We start from the raw sequence: 19,196 nt of genomic DNA on the forward strand, positions 1-19,196 counted from the left end.
CCCTCCACTCGACGATGTCCCACTCGTATGCGGTTCCAATAGCGGTTGCCAGCGTTCTCCTGCTCGCCACAGCTGCGGGACTTGCCTCTGCAAGCCCACCCCAACCAGGGACGGAGGGGAACGGGCTTACGGAGAACGAGTCTGCGACCCTCTGGTCGCACGACACGGACAACTACACGAGCGAATCTGTCTATTCCCAGCGGTACGGCGAGCACCGCACAGCGATCCAGCAGGTAGCGAACGGCACGGACATCACGTTCACCAGACCACCCAAGACCGCCGCGACGTGGACACGGCACGATTTCGACGACCTCCACGCCGGCGGCCTACACACGTCGAACTATCCCGAGAACGCGAATCTCGAGGATAGCGTACTCATCGCAGACGCTCACGCAACGATTTTCGCCGCGCAACCGTCGACACGAGCACATCTCGCGTCCGGCGAGACGCGCACGTATCTCGCACCAGACGGCACATTTCGTGGCCTCGTGGACTACCGGGTTCGCTACCCGAACACGACGACAGCGAACGCGACGCTCGGAAACACGAGCACGGACTGGTCACTCGCGAGCCACCAGATTTCGCGCGTCTGGCTTACACAGGACGGTGAGACGCTCGCCTCCAGTTCTGGCACACACACGCCGACGCTCGACTACCACCTGCAGAACGACCGGAGTACGACGCTGACACTCCACGCACAGATCGAGGTTCGCGTCCAGCAGACCGTAGAGCTGAACGGCAACGTCATTAACGCGACGACGCGGACTGACTCGATTACGGTCAGTGACTCACTCGACGGATCAGTCTACGATCTTGCCGCGTACCCCTACTACGCGACGTATCCGAACGGCGATGCGGGCGTCGCAATCTTCCAGTCGCGGCCGTGGCAGGGCTACACGCTCACCAGTAATGGGAGTGAGCGTGTGCGCGGCGTCTGGCGGTCCTACACTGCCCGCCACACGAACTGGGACACGCTCGTCTCCTCGACACGTGACGGCGAGACGCGCACTCAACCGGACGCTATTCCCGTCTCAGTTCACGCGTATCCGTCGCGGATCGGGCCAGTCGCTGAGCCCGTTCGAACCGGCCCATCGGTCGTCAAGACGTGGGGGATTAATCGATCGTCGCCTGCGTCGACACTCGGCGAGAATGTCCACATCGACGTCGTGAACCAGTCCTACAAGACGTCCTATGGGGTCGCCGTTCGCACCGACGATGTCGACCGGCAAGCACTCCACGTCGGGGGAATCGTCCGCGGCGTGAACGCGACCATCATCCAGCCACAGGAGGGATCGACGCGACACCTCCGAGAAAGTAATCTCACAGTGAGTGTTCTCTCGCAGAACGATTCGGCCGCAGTCGTCCGTCTCGAACTCCGGGACAACCAGACGGGTGCGCCAATTGATCTCTCGAAGAGCCAGCGTGGCCGTGCGCTCGCCCAATCGGATGACGGCTACATCGCGATTGCTGGCCAACACGTCCAGACGAACGCCTCTGGAGTCGCCGTCGTCACGTTCACGCAGCCCGGCATCTACACGGCGCAGTACCATCCCGAATCGTGGCTCGGCGCGAATCCCGCCTACGTACGTGACCGGGCGAGCGTCCGCTGGCACCCGCTCGGCACGATACAGGGGTGGTTCGACCTCGCGTTCACGACTGGGTGGAAGCTCCTCCCGTTCGTCGTGATGTTCTACGCCGGTACGCACCTCCTCCGCCTCTTCGACCTCCACCGCTTCCAGAACCCATGACTGACAGCTCACCACCCATCGACCGTCGTACCGCCCTTCGAGCACTCGGTAGTCTCACTCTCGTCGGCATCGCCGGCTGTACCGGCGATCAGAGTACGGGGCCGTCGAGTTCCTTGACGACCACCACTGCTGGGCCGTTCGCGAACGTCGGCGTCCAGGGGACGACGCTCGTCGTCGACCTCGTGAGCGATACCGACATTGAGCATGTGAACCTCGTGAAGCCGAATGGATCGCTCTTCGGGACACGCGACGTCGCGCAGGGGGCAAGCCGCGTCTCCTTCGACGTCGGCACCACCTACACCCCTGGCGAATACGAGCTCGTCGCCGTCACCGGCGACCAGACCGTCGGCACCACGACACGGACGCTCCGTCCCGACCTCCAAATCATCGAGATGGGGATTGGACGCAATCAGCCCGAGAAGATGTGGAACGGATCCAAGCAGGAAATTGCAGACGAGGCGTATGTAGTGGTCCGGAACGGTGGGAGTGGGCCAGTCTCGGTTACACAGCTGTTGTTCCTTGGAATGGCGCCCTATCCGAGCGGAGAGAACGGCACCGGGTACGCCGATGATCCGGACATAAGTGGGATATACGACCCACAGTCAGACTCGGAAGCTTCGAAGGTCACCTTCGGTCCGGGAGAGCAGAAGACGCTCTATAGCTCTCGTTCTCCGTTCGCCTTCGTCCCCGGTAGTGGGACGACGTGTACGGATAGTGTTCAGCAGGGAACGTTCACAGTATCGCTCGAAACCGATCCCGATGCATCCTCGACCTCGAAGATGTACGATATCCGCTACTCAGCAGCTGAGAAGTTCAACAACTGTACGCTCACGATCGGAGGAGAGTAACGGTGGTCGATCTGATCGGCGTCGTCCTTCAAGGGTTCAAGGACGCCGTCAACTGGTTCACCGGCCTGTTCATGCAGGGCCTCACGAAGGGGTATACGCAGCTCTCGACCGCTATGTTCGGGACGCCAACCCCGCAGACGGACGGTGCGTTCGTCTTTGGCCAACCAACGAACGCTCCGTGGCAGTCTATCCATCACGCCCTGATTGGTGGCGAGATCATGGTCGTCTCGCTGCTCCTGCTCGTAATCTGCGTGCAGGGCCGCCACCTTATCCGTATCTTCAACATTGGAAGCACGTATGAGTCTCGGCGGACGCGTAAGACCGCGTGGGTCGGTGCCTTCCTCATCATCACGTGGTACTGGGTCGCCGTACTTACGCTCTACCTCGTGAATGGATTCACAATCGCACTCCTCCCGAGCCTCAGCGCCCTCGGCGCTGCGATGCTCAATTTCCTTGAGAGAACGTTGAGCAATCCTGGCCTCTCACTGGTTTTCGCGCTTCTTGGTGGGCTCTCGATGTGGGCGCTGGAGGCACTCTACTACATCCGGGAAGTCCTCCTCTACGTCTATATTTACGGGATGCCGATCGCATTTGCGCTCGCCTACGGGAATGTCCCGGTCCTCTCGGACGTCGCGATGGGCTTCGCGAAGCGCTTCGTCCCGCTCGCCATCCTCCCACTTCCCGCCGCTGTCGTGTTCAAAGGCTACGACTTACTCTACTCACAGCACGCGCTCTCGCCGGGCAGTCCGTTCCTCAAGTATCTCGTCGCCGTCTCCCTCCCACTCGTCGCCTTGGTGGTGACGTGGAAGACGTTCCAGTACGCGACGCCGCTGACCGCGAAAGCCATCGGCACCGCGACGCGCGGTGCTGCACTCGTCGGTGGTGTTGCAGCAGGCGCCTACGTCGGTGGGGCGAGCGTCGCGACGACCGCTGCCCGCTGGGGCCCGAAAGCCGCTGCTGGACAAGCTGTTGCTGAGCACGCCAGCCGTCGCGCTTCAGAGGAGAGTGAGGAGTCTATGCCGTCGTATCGCCGCACAGAGAACGACCCACAGACACGCTAACCCAGTATGTCCACAGATCCAGACGCTGCCGCCCGACGCATCATGAATCAGTTCGGCGAGGAGAGCCGCATTCCCTACCTCAACATCGAGGAGGGAGATGTTGGCGTCCTCATCGCCTTCCCCATCATCGGCCTCTTCCTCGCCGCCCTCACCGGTATCGACTCACTCGCCCTTCCGTTCGTCGCAGGTGGGTTCGGCCTCGGTGTCGCCATCATCTACGTCTCCCCACGCCACCTCACCGCGTGGACGTGGGCAACCGACGTCTACCAGTACCTCAAACGCCCCCGAATCACCTTCAGCGCACCAGCCGAACCAGAATCGGGGACGAACGAGACGGTTCGGAACGAAGGCGGATTCGCGAATTACACGCCCTTCACGCCGGACGAGCGGACGCAGGACCTCACCAATATCGAGCGGGCGTGGCCCGGCGCCGGCGCGATCCAGCGCTCGGACGGCACGATGGAAGCCTTCGTTGAGGTTGACCCGGACAACATGGATTTCGCGATGTCCGAGGACTGGGCGCAACTCCAGGAGGCGGGCGCGGAGTTCGCGAACAAAGAACTCGACTCGAAGCTCAAACTCCACGCCACCACGCGTGCATTCCCTGTCGAGCAGGTTGTCAAGAACATTCAGGACCGCCTCGACGACGAGGACGTCCAAGCGAACCCGGTGTTCCACGAACTCCTTGAAGAATACCTCGAGACACGCCCACGCGAGATGCGCGAGCGTGGCATCCAGCAGATCCGCTACTACATCGGCGTCGAAGTCTCCCCGATGGACGTCTACGACCGCTATCGCGACGAATCGACGCCCGCCGAGAAACTTACCGAGATTCCCGTGGTCGGCTTCCTGTTCAACCCGTTCGTCACACGCCGCGAGAACTTACAGGCGGTAGAGCAGCGGGCGCGGATGTTCGAGACGCTCGACGACCGCGTCGCTGCCGTCCGGAGCGAGTTCATCCAGCAGGCGAGTGGGTGGTCGGCACGCCGGCTCAGCACGGTCGAACTCTTCACGCTCGCGATGGATTTCTGGAACGGCCACGAACACGACGTCGACGACCCCGAATCGGTCATCCGCCAACAGCCAGCGATGGATCAGCAGGCACGGGAGGATGCCGATGCATAACGTCGTCCTTCCGGCGGCAGTCGGGTTCGGCGAGCAGCTCTCACAGTGGGCACTCAACCCAACGACGCCCGGCGGTGTCCTCCTCTACCTGCTCGTCGCGGTCGTCATCGTCGCTAGCGGGGTTGTCGCGTGGACGCGCTCGCAGGCACGTAGCGACGAGCCGACTGTCGAGTTCGCGGACGTTCTTGACGAGGGGACGCTCGAAGAGGGGCAGGCCGAAGGACGGCTGCTCGACGAAATCGCCGAGTCACACAAGACAGCGATTGCGCCAGCCGCCATCGAGTGGGAGACACGCGCGGCACACGTTGGCGAGCAGTGGACGTCGACGCTCTATATCGCGGAGTACCCTGACCATCCGACTGATGGCTACCTCAGCGACCTCTTCGAGCTGACCGATGTCGAGTTCGACCTCACTGCGCATGTCACGCCGAAGAACCAGGAGCGCGCCCGCACTGAACTCGAAGAGATCGCTGACGACCTCCAAGTGGATGCAGACCTCGAGCAGAGCGTTCGTGGTGCGTATCTCCAAGAGCGCGCTGACGAGGCCGCAGCCACGTACAAGGCCGTTGAGAGCGGTGCGAACGTCTTCGACCACGGGCTGTTCATCACGGTGCGCGCCGACGAGAAGGACGACCTGCAGGACGCCGTCCGCACCGTCAAGAGCACCCTTCGCGACGACCCCGCAAACCTCACACCGAAAACCGCGATCTGTCGGCAAGATGTTGCCCTCCAGTCCGCCGCACCGATCGGCGACAACGAGTTCGGCCGCGAGTCTATCGCCCTCGGTGGCGCCGTCGGCGCCCTCCTCGCGTCCCCCCATAACGCGACAATCCTCGAGGAGGGTGGCGTCGAGTTCGGCATCCACAAGGACAACCAGAGCCCCGTCGTCATCGACCCGTTCGACCGTGACAACGGCTATGCGATGTTCACCGTCGGGGACACCGGCTCCGGGAAGTCGTTTGGCTCGAAGCAGAACTTCATCCGCTCGATCGAACAGGACCGCGACCGCATCGGCATCGTCCTCGAGCCGCTCAACAACTGGGCGGGTGTTTCGGAAGCGCTCGACGCCCAGCGAATCACTGTGGGTGGAACGCTCGGCCTGAATCCCCTCGAAATCCGCCAGACGCCTGAGCACGCGCAGCGGGCGATGGGTGAGGACGCGAGTCCATTCAACGAGAAACTCGACGACGCGATGAGCTTTCTCACCAACTTCTTCGCCCTACGGGGGATTTCGCTTGGTGACCGGCGGACGACGCTCGAACTCGGACTACGGACTGCGTACGCCCGACAGGGTATCACCGACGACATCACGACGCACGATAATCCGAGTCCGACGATTCGGGATATGCTCGACGTCTTCGAGGAGATGGTTGAAGCCCCCGAGGAGTTCGTCGTCCGCTCCGAATCTGAGGCCGAAAAACTGCAAGCCGACGCGACGTGGCTCCTTGACCAGCTCCGGCCCTTCGAGGCGGAAGGCCGGCACGCGAATCTTGGGAAGGAGTCTGCCTTCGACATTCGGGATGAGAAGACGATCTATCTCGACCTCGCCCAACAGGAGGGGAGTGTGGACTCCAGTACAGCACTCACGATGCAACTCCTCATCTCACTCGTCTACGAGCGCGCAAAGGAGACCGAGAAGGAGGTCGTGTTCGTCATCGACGAGGCCAGATATATCATGCAGGATGCCGCGAGTCTCGCATTTCTCGAGACGGTGTTCCGCCATCACCGCCACCACGATCTCTCGATTCGCCTCGTGACGCAGACGGTTGACGAGTTCTTCGAGCACACCGAAGCCGAGGCGATTCTTGATCAGTGTGCGGTCAAGCAGTTCCACCGCCTTGACGGAATGGACGAGGAGTGGGCCGACGAGTTCGGCCTGAACTACGCGCAGATGCGCTACGTCCAGGACGCCGTTCCCGGCAACGAAGATGCTGGGTTCTCCGAAGCACTCGTCGGCGTCGACGGCGAGTGGCGCGGTATCCAGGTCGAGGCGATGCCCAAAGAGAAGCAGGTCATCGACTTCGACCCCACCACCCAAACTCGCGACGAACTCCCCGGCGCGACCAGCGACGAAGCTGATTCAGAGCTGGAGTCGATCCAGCAGCGACTCGCCGAGAAAACTGGCAACTCGACTGACGACGCAGAACAGGTCGCGGAGACGGACGGTGGTCGCGATGAGTGAGTACCTCTGTGTGACGCCGACCACGGAGGCAGTCGCCCCAGCGGGAGTTCCACGAATCCTTGAGAGCCTCCACAAACTCACGAATGAGGACTCAGGACTTGGAGCAAAGCTGAATCCGCTCTCGTCGTCGACGCCGCCGCGTTTCGAGTTCCTCGCGCTCAGCACGGGCGACGATGCACCAGTCGAGTTCTACTACAGCGCCGACGACTACCTCGACACTCTCGAGGAACGCCTACAGTCCGTCTATCCGGAGACATTCGACGTCGAACCCGTTGACCTCAACGTTGAGTCGCGGCTCATTCAGCCAGTCGAATACGCCCGTGCGGAATTCATCGACGCCTACCAGCAGGACGCCCTCCAGTACGAATTCTCCGAGAACGAGCAATACACACTCACCGAAGACGGCGGGATTGAGGCACCGAGTGTCGATGTGACTGCGGACAGCGTGGTGTCGATCGACGATATCGCGCTCGAACTCGCGACTGGAGACGAGACGCCGATTGAGAAACCGACGCTAACGGAGGAGGGCACGATTCTTGCGCGTCCGGCAACCGATGCTGTCTCTCCATATGGTGTCCGCTGGCGGGGATCGGCGAGCCGGAAAGAGGACTGGATGACGTCCCTCGCGCCATTCACGGACGGCGAGGACGAGGAATCTCTGTCAGCGGTCGACCAGCCGGGTGCAGCGCTCGCGTCCCTCATCGACCACGTGAACGACGCGACGGAGCCACTTGCCTTCCAAGTGGTGTTCGAGCGGCGTGCGAACTGGCAGTCCGACGCCGATGTTCGGAAAGAAGATCTGATCGACGGCCGCGACACACTCGCTCAGCGACTGGTTGGTGACCTGCTTGCGTACGATCCGGAGTACGAAGACGAGCGACCGGACAGGAGCGAACTGAGTGATCGTGTCGTCCGGCGGCTCGACGCAATTCGGGCGACGAATCCACAGCGCTCGTTCACCGCCAACATCCGCGCAATCGGCGTCCCGACCAGTGACGACGGACAGGAATCGCTTGACGAACGACTCGCGTCGCTCGCTCCCGTTTTCGACCCACTCGACGGCCCCTTCTACCACGTCGACACCGAGCGGCTCCGCGAGAGTGGCTTCCGCCAGGCGAAAAAAGAGCAGAATGCACGAACGGCACTCCAGCGCCTCCTTGATGCGGAGCTAGTGACTGGACGTGGGAAGACACGTCCGGACTTCGTGTTGAGTGGGCGCGAACTCGCACACTTCCTCCTCGTCCCCTCGTCCGAACAGCTCTCAATCGAAGGGTCGCGTGGGACGCGCGCCGAGCAGCAGAGTCGGAATCCGCTCGCCCGCCCGGACCCCGACCTCATGAGCGAATTCCGCGAGGGGATGGCAATCGGCCGTGCACTCGACGACACCGGCACGCCCGAGGATACCCCGACGCGGCTCCCGCCGAGCCTTCTGCCAACTCACTATGGCCGGTTCGGGACGACCGGGGCCGGGAAGTCGAAGGCCCTGATCAATGACCTGCTCTCCCTCTACGCGAATACCGACGGGCCGACAATCCTCATCGACCCGAAGGGCGACGGGATGTCCGAGAACTATATGCGCGCCCACGCCGCCCGCTACGGACTCGACGACCTCGAAGAGAACGTCATCCACTTTGCCATCCCAGAATCGCTCCCCGGATTCTCCTTCTTCAATATCGAACCGGCTCTTGAGAACGGCGAGCGGCGTGCAGATGCCGTGCAGAAGAAGGCTGACCACTACGAGGAGATTCTCAAACTCGTCATGGGCCAGGAGCGCTACGAGCGCGCGACTGTCGCACCCGGCCTGATCAAGACGCTCATCAAGGCGCTCTTCGACGAGGAACACGGTCGTGAGAACGGCGAGTATCGCGAGTCGGAGAACTACTTCGCCCACCGCCAACTGGAGAACGCCCTTGACCAGCTCTGGGAGGCCGGCCCGCCACAGCCCGACCTGAGCGCGGCACCACAGTCGAGCGACGACGCGGTCACGCGCTCGCTACGCCGACAGCTGCAGGCGGACAAGACGACGTTCTCAAACATCATGGGCGGCGTCGGCAACCGTCTCTCGATGGTCTCGGACGACACGAACCTCCGCCGTATCTTCAACAACACCGAGCCACAGTTTGATTTCCGCGAGATTCTCGACGAGGATACGGTCGTCCTCTTCGACCTCGGCAATCTTCGCGAGGACGCCGCCCGTATCATGACGGGTGTCATCCTCACCAATCTCGAAGCCGCGCTCCAAGAGGAGAACCACGACGCCGCACGACGCCCGGAGGACTACGTGGTTAACCTCCTGATCGACGAGGCCGCCTCCGTCGCCGTCTCCGACATCATGAACAACCTCCTCGAGCAGGGACGGAGTTTCCGTCTCTCGGTTGGGTTGTCGATGCAGTTCCCCGAGCAGATGAAGGCCGAAGGCGGCCGGCGCGCCTACCTGAACGTCCTGAACAACATCGGCAGCCCCCTCGTCGGGAAGATTAGTGTTGACCGAGAACTCGCGCAAGCGATGGCTCACGAAGAGATGGATCCGGAGGCGTTCGCAAACCGGATTCGCTCACTCCCACGTGGGGAATGGGTTGCGAACCTCCCTAGCCCCGTCTTCGGTGAGACTGGGCCGTATCCGTTCAGTCTCGCCCCACTCCCAATCCCGGACGGCCACCCTGAGAGTGACCAACCGTTGACTCCGGACGAGGAGGCACGCTTCGAGGACGTGCTCACGCGAATCCACGACAACGTTGAGGAGACCTATGGCGTCACCGAGGACGAGACACCGACGACGCAGCCGCCCGCGGAACTCGGCGAGCTGCTTGACGTCACGGACGGTGAGTTGGACGTTGCGCTCGCGAAGATCGTGCGCAGCGTCCAGTTACGAACGAATCGCCGCGACGGGAACGACTGGGTGGCGGTCGAAACCGTCGACGACGAACTCCGTCGCCTCTTCGAGGACGCTGATGCGGACGCACCATCCTACGACGAGCTCTCGGCGGTGCGTCAGCGCTCGCGTTTCCTCGAGACGACCGTCGATATGGACGCCGACGAGCTCGTCATCCGTCTTACCGAAGACGGCGAAGACGTCGCGACGCCCGAAACAGGGTCGGTGCAGTCTGCTGGCAGTGAGAAACACGATATGGCCCTCGAGCAGATCGAGCAAGAGTTGACCGCACAGGGATTCACCGTCTCGATCCTCACACAGGACGGCAGTGAGAAGCCAGACGCACGGGCAACCCATCCTGACTTCGAGGAGCCGTTCGCAATCGAGGTTGAGACGACGACGCCCGGAAAGCCAGCGAAGGTACTCACGAACCTCCGCAAGGCACAGGAAGCCGGCGAAATCCCGCTCTTCGTCGTTCGTTCTGACGAGTCGCAGACCTACTGGGCCGAACGTGTTGAACAGACCCTCACCGAGCCTACGCGCGAACTCGAGTCGGGGGAGACACGCTTCTACACGACCGATGAGAGTATCACGTTCAACGGCGGCGCGACCGAAGATGGCGGCCTCACCGCTGTTCGTCCGGTTGGCGATAGCCAGCAGAACGTCTGGGCAGAGCGTGACGGGCAGGTCGTCTTGATTGATGGGGAGGGAACAGAATATCTCCGGGTTGACTCCGTTGATGACGTGTCGAAAGCCCGAGTACCGGCAGTCTACAGCTACGACTCGGCAGCCGACGAGTACGTCGTCTACGACCAGGATAGCCAGCGTGTCTATAGCACCAAAGAGGCGTTCTCCGACGACTGGACGAAGATCAAACGCCCGTTCGTGCCAGCTGATGATCTTCTGATACCCGAAATCCAGCCAGCCCATTACGCTATCCTAATCCTCTCGACAGAGGGCGAGTCGTTCGTCTATCGCGATGGGGAGATGACGCCGCTTGATGGTCTCTCACAGCTAACTCTCACGACTGAGCCCGCTGAGAATGCCTCACTATCCGAGGAGAATCTTCCTACAGAACAGTCGGTGCAGTCTAGCGAGACCGAGCACGTCGAGAAGCTAAGTGAATCGGAAATCGCGGACTTGGAAGGGAACCCAGATGAGGTGGTCGCGTATTTCGCGCGAACCCACCTCACGGAATCTCCGAATGCGTCTGAACGATCCGAGCGAGTCTACAATGTGTATCGGTCGTGGGTGGAAGATGCAGGACTCTCCCCGGACTCGAAGCGCTGGTTCACGCGACGGCTGAGGAACCACATCAACTTCGAGAGCATAGTCAAGAAACAGGGAGATGAAACGGTTCGCCACTACGACGGGATCGAACTCACAGAGGCGGATTAGTATGAATTCTAACACCGATATTCCAGGTGTACGCCGTTGGCAATCTGCTCTATGGCGTATTCGCCGTAGGCAGCCAGTAGAAGCCGGGAAACGATACGTTACGACAGGTTACGATAGAATGACCCAACGTTACGACAGCGGTTACGACAGAATTCGGGCAGTAGAAGATATTCAACGTCCAGCTCGAGGGAGTTCGGGTACTCCGTTACGACAGAAGGCGACTAGTATAGATAGGGGGGTAGCCGTCGGAAACCGTCTTTGTCGGGCTTGGCGAGACTGGGAGAGTTGTTTGAACTCTGAGAGTGGTGTGAGTATGCAGGTGACCGGCGATGAGTGAGGAGTTTGATGTCGAGGTGGACGACCTGCCAGCTGTGTTGCGGGAGCGCGAGCAGTGGGTTGGGTGGCGGGTCGAGGAGCGTGGTGGGAAGGCAACGAAGGTACCGGTGAATGCAGAGACGGGTGGGTTTGGGTCGGCGACGGATGCGGTCACGTGGGCGGACGTGGCGACGGCGATTGGTGCGGTTGAGTCAGGGGAGGCAGATGGGATTGGGTTCGTCTTCACCGATGATGATTCGCTTGTCGGCGTTGACCTGGATGACTGCCGTGACCCTGAAACGGGCGCGGTTGCGGAGGACGCGCGGGACATCATCGAGCGGTTGGATTCGTATACGGAGGTTTCGCCGTCGGGGACGGGTTTCCACGTGCTTGTGGAGGGTGAGTTGCCGGCGGGGCGGAATCGGCGTGGGAGTGTGGAGTGCTACGAGACGGCGCGCTTCTTCACCGTGACCGCCGACCACGTTGCGGGGACGCCGACGCGGATTGCGCGCCGGCAGGACGCCCTACGGGGCATTCACCGTGAGTACGTCCAACCCGACGATGAAGGTGCGTCGACGGCTGATAACGCGACGTCGGAGACGGCAGGGGACGCAACGCCGCCGAGCGACGTCGACTTGGAAGACGAGGAGTTGGTGGAGAAGGCGATGGCGGCGTCGAATGGAGCGAAGTTCGAGCGGTTGTGGAACGGCCGAATTGGTGGGTACGACAGTCAGTCGGAGGCGGATATGGCGTTTTGTTGTCTCTTGGCGTTCTGGACGGGTGGTGATCAGGCGCAGATGGATCGGCTCTTCCGCGAATCGGGGTTGCTGCGTGAGAAGTGGGATGAAGTCCACTACGCGGACGGCTCGACCTACGGCGAGAAGACGATTGAGCGCGCCGTCCAGCAGACCTCCGAGTTCTACGAACCCGAGACAGCGCAGACGGACGAGCGGACAACGTCGAGCAGGCAGCGCGCGTCGTCACGTGAGGAGCGCGGGGAGGCATACCTCCGGGAGAAGAATCGGGTGTTAGCCGACCGTGTCGAGACGCTCGAAGCGACGCTTGAGGAGAAAGACGAGCGCATCGCGGAGTTAGAGGCAACGGTCGAAAACCTCCGAGACGAGTTGGAGGAAGCGAGGACGGACGCAGATACCGAAGCGGACTCTGGGGAGGAGCCAGCGTCGTCGATGTGGAAGCAGACGAGAAACTGGTTCGGGTCGAACTAGTCACGTACAGGCTCACATGAGTGTGACTGAGCCTGATTCTCAAACACCGAATTTCAGTTGGAGCAGCATTCGATGACAAGGGCTCTGTTGAAATCCTTATCCACTACAAGATTGAGGAGATATTCGTTAGATACAGGAACGACTGGACCACGGATTCGACCACGATCGATATCGTTCGCGCTCTAACTCGACTACTCCGGCAGTTACTGGGTGACGAACGAACAGTTCGAGACAGCGTTAGAGTGTATCGAACTGCACGAGGTGGGAATGTCGTGGCGTCAGATCGAGGACGAACTCGCCATCAACAAGGATACCGTTTGCCGGATTTACGGTTCCAGACGGACCTTGTGGGGTTGAAGCACGCCAGCACTTGTTCGTGTTCTCGTAGGGTGTGCCGTCGCGGAGCTCGTAGCCCTCGCCGAGAATACGGTAGTGGAAGCCACGCGGCTGGATTTCGGGCTCGCCCTCCTGCTCGTAGATGTCGGCGAACCACTCGGCCTTCTCACGGTCTGCGTTCGAGATGTAGGCGGTGTCGTTCTGCCGGGAGAGCGCGAGCGAGTCCTCTACGTTCGTGTCGCCGCCGTCGCGTCGGTCCGCGGCGGCAACCTCCTTCAACTGCTCGCGGAGGTTGAGGAGGTCGCGACCGTCCTCGATTAGGTCGCCGAGGCTCGACGTCGCGATGTCGAGGCTGGTGGGGTCGGACATACGCAGATGGACGTCCTCGCGGCCTATAAGCCCGCCCTCAAAGTCAACGCTAACCGGGTATTCAAGTGGATGCGCGATAGGGTCCGTCGCGACCGAATCCGAGATTTCGAGCGGTCTCCGCGCTCAATGTTACCGCATATTCGCTAACAGTCACTGTCCCACCACCGAGCTGCTCAAAGAACATGGCGAGCTCCTCTCGATACGCGTGACTCCGCTCCTCCTTAACAACGATGCTGTCCTTGTCAGTCTGTTTAAGTCCGCGATTCAGGAGGTAGACTTCGACCCACTTGTACTGGACGGAACGCGGTGCTACCTCAAGCGCATTAGGAAGGGTAACGTCCCCCTCACTCTTAGCTCCGTGTGGGAGGCCGAGTGACACCAGACATCGTCCAAGGAGACTTTGGTGCTCTGCCGGCGCGATCTCCGTCGCACGACTGTCGTCATCCGTGTGGATGTGGCGGTGCCCACATCGTAGCACATCTAGAGCGTGTTCGATGTGTTCAGTGATGCGTGGGTCATCAATGGCGAACCGTGGGACATAGGTCCCCGTCGTGATACTTCCCCCCGAAAGTACGGCGGCGGAGAGCAGGAGGAGTGCACGGCCGGTCGCGTTCGTTGCTGTAGCGTCAAACCAACCAAGATTGTCTGCCACTCCGATAGCGCGAACTGCGTCTGGTTTCGCTCCCTCCATCCATGGCCGGATACGACTTCGTGGGAGGTTGAGTGCGGTCGCGGCGGCGCTTGACCCACTCTCAGGATGCTGGCTCGCCCAGCGTTGTACACGTCGGTAATCCTCAACGCTCTCGTATGGGTCCGCATACGACGGCGGCGAGAATGTCTGGGCCAGCTCTTCTTCAGAGAGAATGGTTTGAATCCTATGCAACGTTATGGGGGCGTTGTTAGCTTGGGACTGTGCCGTCGGTTAGGATGGCTGTCTTATCTCCACCAGAGGCGCTCCAGACGAGGCTAACGTCGTCATCTGCCTCGAACGTGTGGGCGTTGGAGTCAGCATCGGTGTACTCGGCGACAGTCACACTACTCCCAGCAGTTGCCTTATCCTCTGAGAAGGCAGTGTCGACACCGTTATTTGTGTCATCTCCGAGTCCAGTGATTGTGTCATCGCCGACGTTAATCTTGAGATTGCTGACGGTTACGGCATCGCCACCCTCATGAGAGATTGTGATTTTGTCACTGTCGACAGATGCTGTGCTGGTCTCGAATCCATTGTCACCGCCTGCATTGTAGGTGATCTCCCAGGTTGCCTGTGGCGCTTGATTTCCGACTTGGTTACCGAGTCCGAGGACGAACGTGCCGATTACGGCTGCCAGGATAACAGTTATGGCGACCATAAGTATCACTCCTATGACAGGAGAGACGGCCCGGTCGTCACCAGACCCTATCTTGCGAAGTTGGCTCAACTTCATCGTTATGCTTCAACCTCGTACTCACCGATGATGGATGTGCTATCAGAGCCCGATGCACTCCACACAAGTTGGATTTCGCCTTCACTTAGGTCGCCAGATGGAATATCTGCTGAGGTGCCAGCAGTCCATGTGTTACCCGTGTAGGTATCCAATCCGTTTGTGGTTGACATAGCGGTGCCCTTCACGTCGACGTTACTTGCTTCAAATGAGTCACCGCCTTGGTGGGTGACCGTGACGCCACTTGATGCAGTGCCTTCCCAGTCGAAGGTTACCTGTGGTGCTTGGTTGCCAACTTGGTTGCCGAGTCCGAGGACGAACGTGCCGATTACGGCCGCCAGGATAACAGTTATGGCGACCATAAGTATCACTCCTATGACGGGAGAGACGGCACGCTCATCACCGTTGAGTAGTGTTTTGAGTTCCATTGTTGATTGTGGAACGCCGCGGTACGCCGAAGAAGCAATAAGCACGCATGCCGACGTGCATACTGTAGGACAGGAGTCGGCCTCCAGCCCTACACGCTCCTCGCTTCTGACTGGCGACACGGCGTCTAGCCGCTAGTTCACACCCGGGAATACTTAAAGGGGGTGGCCGACTACCCTATCGAGTCCCCCGAAAAGCTTGTACTCCCCTACGTTATAGTGCTCCGCGCAGCACACCGTTCAATTCCGTTGATCATGGTGTCTGATATGGCCGACATTGACGCAATGCTCGCCGTCCTGTTCCTCGGTCTCGCCGTCGGGTCGTGGGGGATTAGTAAGGCAAACCACACTTACTCTGGCTGCGCTACCACCTCGACGAGTTCGACGCCCAGACACCGATACTGTATCTCTCCCAAGAGGAGCACACATACCTCTTCCAGCAGGGAGACATCTCCTACGACAAGCTCACGACGCGCTTAGAACTCGTTGCCGACGACCGCAACGACGAGATAATGGCGCTCCTCGTCGACGTTCCAGGCATCAACCACAAGCTCGCGCAGCGTGTCGCCATCTACTTCGACTTCGTCGAGGACATTGAGACCGCGTCACGCGAGGAGTTAGAGGAAGCTCCCGGTATCGGGCCGACGCGGGCGGCGGCGATTCAGCGCTGGATGTAGGAGTAGTTACTGGAAGGCGCGTCCCGAATCGACGTACGAGTCGTCGCTACCGACGCCTCGCTCAGACTCTTCTGGTTCTTCGACGTTGAACTCGGGCAGGTCGATAGTCGAGAAGAACGTCCGGTAGGCTTTTTGGCGGCGGCGCGTCACAGTCCGCGCAGTATCCGCGAACTCCCGAATCGTGAGCGTGTCGTAGGGAAAGACACGCCGGATAACGGCGTAGTGGAGTACGGAGCCGTTTTCTGACTGCCGAATCGTGAAGGATGTGCGGTCCGTGTGGACGAGGTCGACGATTGCGTCTGCTGCCTCGCCCATCGTTTCGCGGTCAACACTGTCGAGAACGGCGCGTGCAGCGATTGTCTCCGCAGCCTCTGAGCCCTGACCTTCGGGTGTTTGGCTCTGGTATGCGACGTCGTGCTCGACCCACTCTTTGACGTCGCGTTCGGACATCTGCTCCCGAACCGCGTTCAGGAGGTCGTAGTGAGATGTGATTGTGAGGTAGTTTGTTTCAGGGTGTCCGTAGACGACGTAACTGATACCGGCCTCGTTCTTGAAGTGGTACGCCGTACAGTCACGGCCCTCGCCGTCGGTCCAACTATCGATCTCCCCGACGAACGTGTGTTCAATCGACTGGGCATAGCCAGTAACAGTCCCAAGCGCCCCCTCAGGGTGATTCTGAGACACACTCTATAGTTCCTCTCAAGTATGATAAATTATTCCTCATCCCGATACCGCTCTTTGGCGTCTTCGACCGCTTCTCGCCAGCCGTCGAACGCTTCGAGCTGGTACGCTCTCGACACGGATGGCCCCCACCCGGGACGCTCGTTACGGTACTGCTCAATGCTCGGCCAGTCGCCGGTCTCTTCGTAGACGGCGATGATGGCGTCGAGGAGTCGTGGATACCGGTCTTCGGGAGTAGCACGTCCAGCACGGAACCCGGCTTTTTCGACGGTTACAGACGGACCCTTGTTGGGTTGAACCTTGTCGTCAGCTGATGATTGCAGCACGACCTTTTGTCGCGTGACGGCTTCGCCGTCGCTGACAAAAGCTCAACCAAAAGTCGTCGAGCCTCCCCTAGGTCACCGAACAGTATTCTTCGCTGGCCGTTCGGGTCGCAGACCTTCCTAACAGTTGTTCCAGCGGGTGTAGTTCGAACTAATAGTGTTTCAACAGAGCCGTGACAAGGACATTGACTCTAAGTGAGCGACAGTTCCTTGAGGCGCTGTCCGATGGTTTGCGACTCAGGATGTCCAGATAGACAATTCGACGACACTGCGTTTCGCCGTCGTTTATCGACCCCCTGAGAGGAGTGGAGGGAGTTCGACGTGCCTTCATAGACACCGATGTACGAAGACGACGATCGACGTGGCCGACAGCGCCTTGAGGCAGAGCTTGAAACTGAACAGTATCCCCGTACGCCACTCCAACTTCGCGTGCCGAACGACCTCGGCAGGTTCGCGATCAAGCGGTTCGTCGAAGAAATCATCACTGCGCTCAAGCGCGAACCGGTGGGTGTCGAGTATACGTCGACGACGCTTCTTGGGGCGAAGCGGATGTATGATCCACGGTTGGGCTGGCGGGAGACATTCGTGCGGCAGCTCGTCGCCCGTGACGAACTCGTGAACCGGCTCACGCTTGACAGGCCGGCTGAGGACGGCCAGTGGGCGCGACGGCGCGACCGCTGTCGCGTTCGCTCTGTCGACGCTCTCCGGAGTCACTAGGCAAGGTCTTGACCAACGCTCTATAGTCTCTCCGACGGCTCCACCAGGAAGAGTACTAGACATCCTCAATAGACTGTGCGGCCCAGGTCCTTCGCCTATACCCGTTGTCTTGGTCTTTTCACGGGAACATGGGTGGCACTTAACGCGCCGCCCACGTCTTCCCACAAGCTTATGGCGGGTTTGCCCTACAGATTTGTATGGCAAGTAGTCCGGGCGAACATAGCGAGTCCGAGACGGACGCAGAAGTCCTTCCGGGGGTCCTTGACGGCCTTGATGACCTTGGGGAGGGCCGGACGCTCAGTGACGAGGAGTTCGAAGACATCCTCAAGTTCTGATTGCCGTAGTCTCGCAGTGTTTTAGTAATCGTATGCAGGTCGCCAGTACGTGAGTACTATCCCGCTCTCCGACGAGGAGAACTACGCGATTTTCACTGAGTCCTACGGGGAGTCGATGCGCGGGCTTGGGCGGGACCAGCAACTCCCGGTTCTCAAGCGACTCTACAAGACGCTGGACAGCGACGCTCCGCAACACTACATCTACGAGACCGCGAAGGATGTGACGAACCTGAGGTCATTCGGGCCGGCGGATCACTTCGCGTCTACTGCCGTCTCGTTATGGGCGTCCCACATGGGAACAAGACCTACAATGTCCTCTTTGTATCCTACGTCGACAATCATAGCCATCGAACCGAAGACCTCGAGCGGTTCGACGAACGTGCCGAGGAGCGACTCGTGAACCTCACCGACCTGTCGACGACGTCGACGAGTACCTTGAAGAACACGATGCAAAACAGGCTGGATTCTTGAAAGAACAGATCAATCGAGCGTAGCAATCCACTCGTCTGGTGTGTGAAGACTTGGTGGGTTCATCGCCACAACGAGTTTCCTAACCGCCTCACGCTTGATCGGCTGGCTGCGGACGGATAGTGGGCGAGACGGCACGACCGCTGTCGTGTTCGCCCTGTCGACGTCCTTCGGCGTCGTTAGATGAATGATTAACCAATATCCGTCGTCTATTAGCGAGAGTGTTGGTTAAATCGAAGTCGCCACTTGATGGGTGGGTTCACAAGCGCGCCGGTCGTACACTCACCTACGATTTCCAAGTCCCAATGACGCGATTTTCTGATCCGTCCGATCCACGACCGCCACTCCCAGACTGGGTCCAGGAGGCCTACGAGATTCTCGCCGACGCTGCTGGTGGCCCGGAGAGTGACCTCACGTACGAGGAAGCCTATGCGCTGCTCGACAACACTGACGCGTTCTCAGCGGAGCACAGCGACAGCGAGTACGCCGTCGAGCGCCTGCTCAAACGCGGCTATCTCTATGAGGCCAACGGCACGCTCCGCGTCACTGAAGCCGTATTCGAGTGAGCGATGGCCAGTCGGTCGTTAGATACATCTGAACGCCATCCGTCTTTAGTTAAGCGAGAAACCGCGTGATAGCGGCGGCTTATCGAGGCATCTTTCGGAAGGA

18 protein-coding genes are annotated in these 19,196 nt (G+C 60.2%); 12 read left to right on the forward strand and 6 right to left on the reverse strand.

Annotated features, from left to right (window positions below; all coding sequences use genetic code 11):
- Nucleotides 1-14 precede the first annotated feature (14 nt).
- The 7 genes from IEY12_RS15030 to IEY12_RS15060 all read left to right on the forward strand — a co-directional run bounded on the left by IEY12_RS15030 (nt 15) and on the right by IEY12_RS15060 (nt 12,775).
- Nucleotides 15-1,748 (forward strand): DUF8186 domain-containing protein, encoded by a 1,734-nt coding sequence (locus IEY12_RS15030; RefSeq protein WP_020222171.1) that lies wholly within the window; start codon nt 15-17, stop codon nt 1,746-1,748.
- Nucleotides 1,745-2,596 (forward strand): hypothetical protein, encoded by an 852-nt coding sequence (locus IEY12_RS15035; RefSeq protein ID WP_188884466.1) that lies wholly within the window; start codon nt 1,745-1,747, stop codon nt 2,594-2,596. Before IEY12_RS15030 ends, IEY12_RS15035 begins: the two co-directional genes overlap by 4 nt.
- A 2-nt stretch (nt 2,597-2,598) precedes the next feature.
- Nucleotides 2,599-3,657 carry a TrbL/VirB6 family protein gene (locus tag IEY12_RS15040; RefSeq protein WP_188884467.1) on the forward strand — a complete coding sequence of 353 codons (1,059 nt, stop codon included), beginning with the start codon at nt 2,599-2,601 and terminating at the stop codon, nt 3,655-3,657.
- Nucleotides 3,658-3,663: 6 nt separating this feature from the next.
- Nucleotides 3,664-4,782, forward strand: coding sequence for a TraC-like domain-containing protein (locus tag IEY12_RS15045; RefSeq protein WP_188884468.1), 1,119 nt, complete (start codon nt 3,664-3,666; stop codon nt 4,780-4,782).
- Nucleotides 4,775-6,964, forward strand: a complete 2,190-nt coding sequence (locus tag IEY12_RS15050; RefSeq protein ID WP_188884469.1) for a VirB4 family type IV secretion system protein — start codon at nt 4,775-4,777, stop codon at nt 6,962-6,964. Before IEY12_RS15045 ends, IEY12_RS15050 begins: the two co-directional genes overlap by 8 nt.
- A complete protein-coding gene (locus tag IEY12_RS15055) occupies nt 6,957-11,234 on the forward strand; it encodes a helicase HerA domain-containing protein (RefSeq protein ID WP_188884470.1) in 4,278 nt (1,425 codons plus the stop codon). The genes IEY12_RS15050 and IEY12_RS15055 overlap by 8 nt, the downstream gene beginning before the upstream one ends.
- 329 nt (nt 11,235-11,563) lie before the next feature.
- The gene (locus IEY12_RS15060; protein ID WP_188884471.1) at nt 11,564-12,775 is read left to right on the forward strand and encodes a phage NrS-1 polymerase family protein; all 1,212 of its coding nucleotides are present in this window, start codon (nt 11,564-11,566) and stop codon (nt 12,773-12,775) included.
- Between the two features lie 237 nt (nt 12,776-13,012).
- Here the strand turns inward: IEY12_RS15060 and IEY12_RS15065 are convergent, their stop codons facing one another.
- The 4 genes from IEY12_RS15065 to IEY12_RS15080 form a co-directional block, all read right to left on the reverse strand.
- Nucleotides 13,013-13,480, reverse strand: coding sequence for a hypothetical protein (locus IEY12_RS15065; protein WP_188884472.1), 468 nt, complete (start codon nt 13,478-13,480; stop codon nt 13,013-13,015).
- A 61-nt stretch (nt 13,481-13,541) separates the two neighbouring features.
- Complete coding sequence (locus IEY12_RS15070; protein WP_188884473.1) at nt 13,542-13,859, reverse strand: hypothetical protein; 318 nt, start codon at nt 13,857-13,859, stop codon at nt 13,542-13,544.
- A 520-nt stretch (nt 13,860-14,379) separates the two neighbouring features.
- Nucleotides 14,380-14,904 (reverse strand): type IV pilin domain-containing protein, encoded by a 525-nt coding sequence (locus IEY12_RS15075; protein ID WP_188884474.1) that lies wholly within the window; start codon nt 14,902-14,904, stop codon nt 14,380-14,382.
- Between the two features lie 2 nt (nt 14,905-14,906).
- Entirely contained in the window at nt 14,907-15,329 is a 423-nt protein-coding gene (locus IEY12_RS15080) for a type IV pilin domain-containing protein (protein ID WP_188884475.1), read from the reverse strand.
- A 509-nt stretch (nt 15,330-15,838) separates the two neighbouring features.
- Here IEY12_RS15080 and IEY12_RS15085 point away from each other — a divergent pair.
- Nucleotides 15,839-16,003, forward strand: a complete 165-nt coding sequence (locus IEY12_RS15085) for a helix-hairpin-helix domain-containing protein (protein WP_188884476.1) — start codon at nt 15,839-15,841, stop codon at nt 16,001-16,003.
- Nucleotides 16,004-16,009: 6 nt separating this feature from the next.
- Here IEY12_RS15085 and IEY12_RS15090 read toward each other — a convergent pair whose 3' ends face one another.
- Both IEY12_RS15090 and IEY12_RS15095 read right to left on the reverse strand, forming a co-directional pair.
- Nucleotides 16,010-16,687, reverse strand: coding sequence for a hypothetical protein (locus tag IEY12_RS15090; protein WP_188884477.1), 678 nt, complete (start codon nt 16,685-16,687; stop codon nt 16,010-16,012).
- A 29-nt stretch (nt 16,688-16,716) separates the two neighbouring features.
- Nucleotides 16,717-17,010, reverse strand: a complete 294-nt coding sequence (locus IEY12_RS15095; RefSeq protein WP_188884478.1) for a hypothetical protein — start codon at nt 17,008-17,010, stop codon at nt 16,717-16,719.
- Between the two features lie 426 nt (nt 17,011-17,436).
- Here IEY12_RS15095 and IEY12_RS15100 point away from each other — a divergent pair, with 426 nt between their 5' ends.
- From IEY12_RS15100 to IEY12_RS15115, 4 genes are all read left to right on the forward strand, one after another.
- Nucleotides 17,437-17,724, forward strand: a complete 288-nt coding sequence (locus IEY12_RS15100) for a DUF8030 family protein (RefSeq protein ID WP_188884486.1) — start codon at nt 17,437-17,439, stop codon at nt 17,722-17,724.
- Between the two features lie 197 nt (nt 17,725-17,921).
- The gene (locus IEY12_RS15105; RefSeq protein ID WP_188884479.1) at nt 17,922-18,059 is read left to right on the forward strand and encodes a hypothetical protein; all 138 of its coding nucleotides are present in this window, start codon (nt 17,922-17,924) and stop codon (nt 18,057-18,059) included.
- Between the two features lie 49 nt (nt 18,060-18,108).
- Nucleotides 18,109-18,459: a hypothetical protein gene (locus IEY12_RS15110; RefSeq protein ID WP_188884480.1), complete on the forward strand. Its 351-nt coding sequence runs from the start codon at nt 18,109-18,111 to the stop codon at nt 18,457-18,459.
- Nucleotides 18,460-18,832: 373 nt separating this feature from the next.
- The gene (locus tag IEY12_RS15115; RefSeq protein ID WP_188884481.1) at nt 18,833-19,093 is read left to right on the forward strand and encodes a hypothetical protein; all 261 of its coding nucleotides are present in this window, start codon (nt 18,833-18,835) and stop codon (nt 19,091-19,093) included.
- Nucleotides 19,094-19,196 lie beyond the last annotated feature (103 nt).

The organism is Halarchaeum grantii (assembly GCF_014647455.2).
GTDB classification, from domain to species: Archaea; Halobacteriota; Halobacteria; order Halobacteriales; family Halobacteriaceae; genus Halarchaeum; species Halarchaeum grantii.

Excerpts from the sequence above, each read along its gene's own strand:
- IEY12_RS15030 (WP_020222171.1), top strand. The coding sequence starts at position 15 with ATGTCCCACTCGTATGCGGTTCCAATAGCGGTTGCCAGCGTTCTCCTG.
- IEY12_RS15035 (WP_188884466.1), top strand. The coding sequence starts at position 1,745 with ATGACTGACAGCTCACCACCCATCGACCGTCGTACCGCCCTTCGAGCA.
- IEY12_RS15045 (WP_188884468.1), top strand. The coding sequence starts at position 3,664 with ATGTCCACAGATCCAGACGCTGCCGCCCGACGCATCATGAATCAGTTC.
- IEY12_RS15050 (WP_188884469.1), top strand. The coding sequence starts at position 4,775 with ATGCATAACGTCGTCCTTCCGGCGGCAGTCGGGTTCGGCGAGCAGCTC.
- IEY12_RS15055 (WP_188884470.1), top strand. The coding sequence starts at position 6,957 with ATGAGTGAGTACCTCTGTGTGACGCCGACCACGGAGGCAGTCGCCCCA.
- IEY12_RS15060 (WP_188884471.1), top strand. The coding sequence starts at position 11,564 with ATGAGTGAGGAGTTTGATGTCGAGGTGGACGACCTGCCAGCTGTGTTG.
- IEY12_RS15065 (WP_188884472.1), bottom strand. The coding sequence starts at position 13,480 with ATGTCCGACCCCACCAGCCTCGACATCGCGACGTCGAGCCTCGGCGAC.
- IEY12_RS15075 (WP_188884474.1), bottom strand. The coding sequence starts at position 14,904 with ATGAAGTTGAGCCAACTTCGCAAGATAGGGTCTGGTGACGACCGGGCC.
- IEY12_RS15080 (WP_188884475.1), bottom strand. The coding sequence starts at position 15,329 with ATGGAACTCAAAACACTACTCAACGGTGATGAGCGTGCCGTCTCTCCC.
- IEY12_RS15085 (WP_188884476.1), top strand. The coding sequence starts at position 15,839 with ATGGCGCTCCTCGTCGACGTTCCAGGCATCAACCACAAGCTCGCGCAG.
- IEY12_RS15105 (WP_188884479.1), top strand. The coding sequence starts at position 17,922 with ATGGCAAGTAGTCCGGGCGAACATAGCGAGTCCGAGACGGACGCAGAA.
- IEY12_RS15115 (WP_188884481.1), top strand. The coding sequence starts at position 18,833 with ATGACGCGATTTTCTGATCCGTCCGATCCACGACCGCCACTCCCAGAC.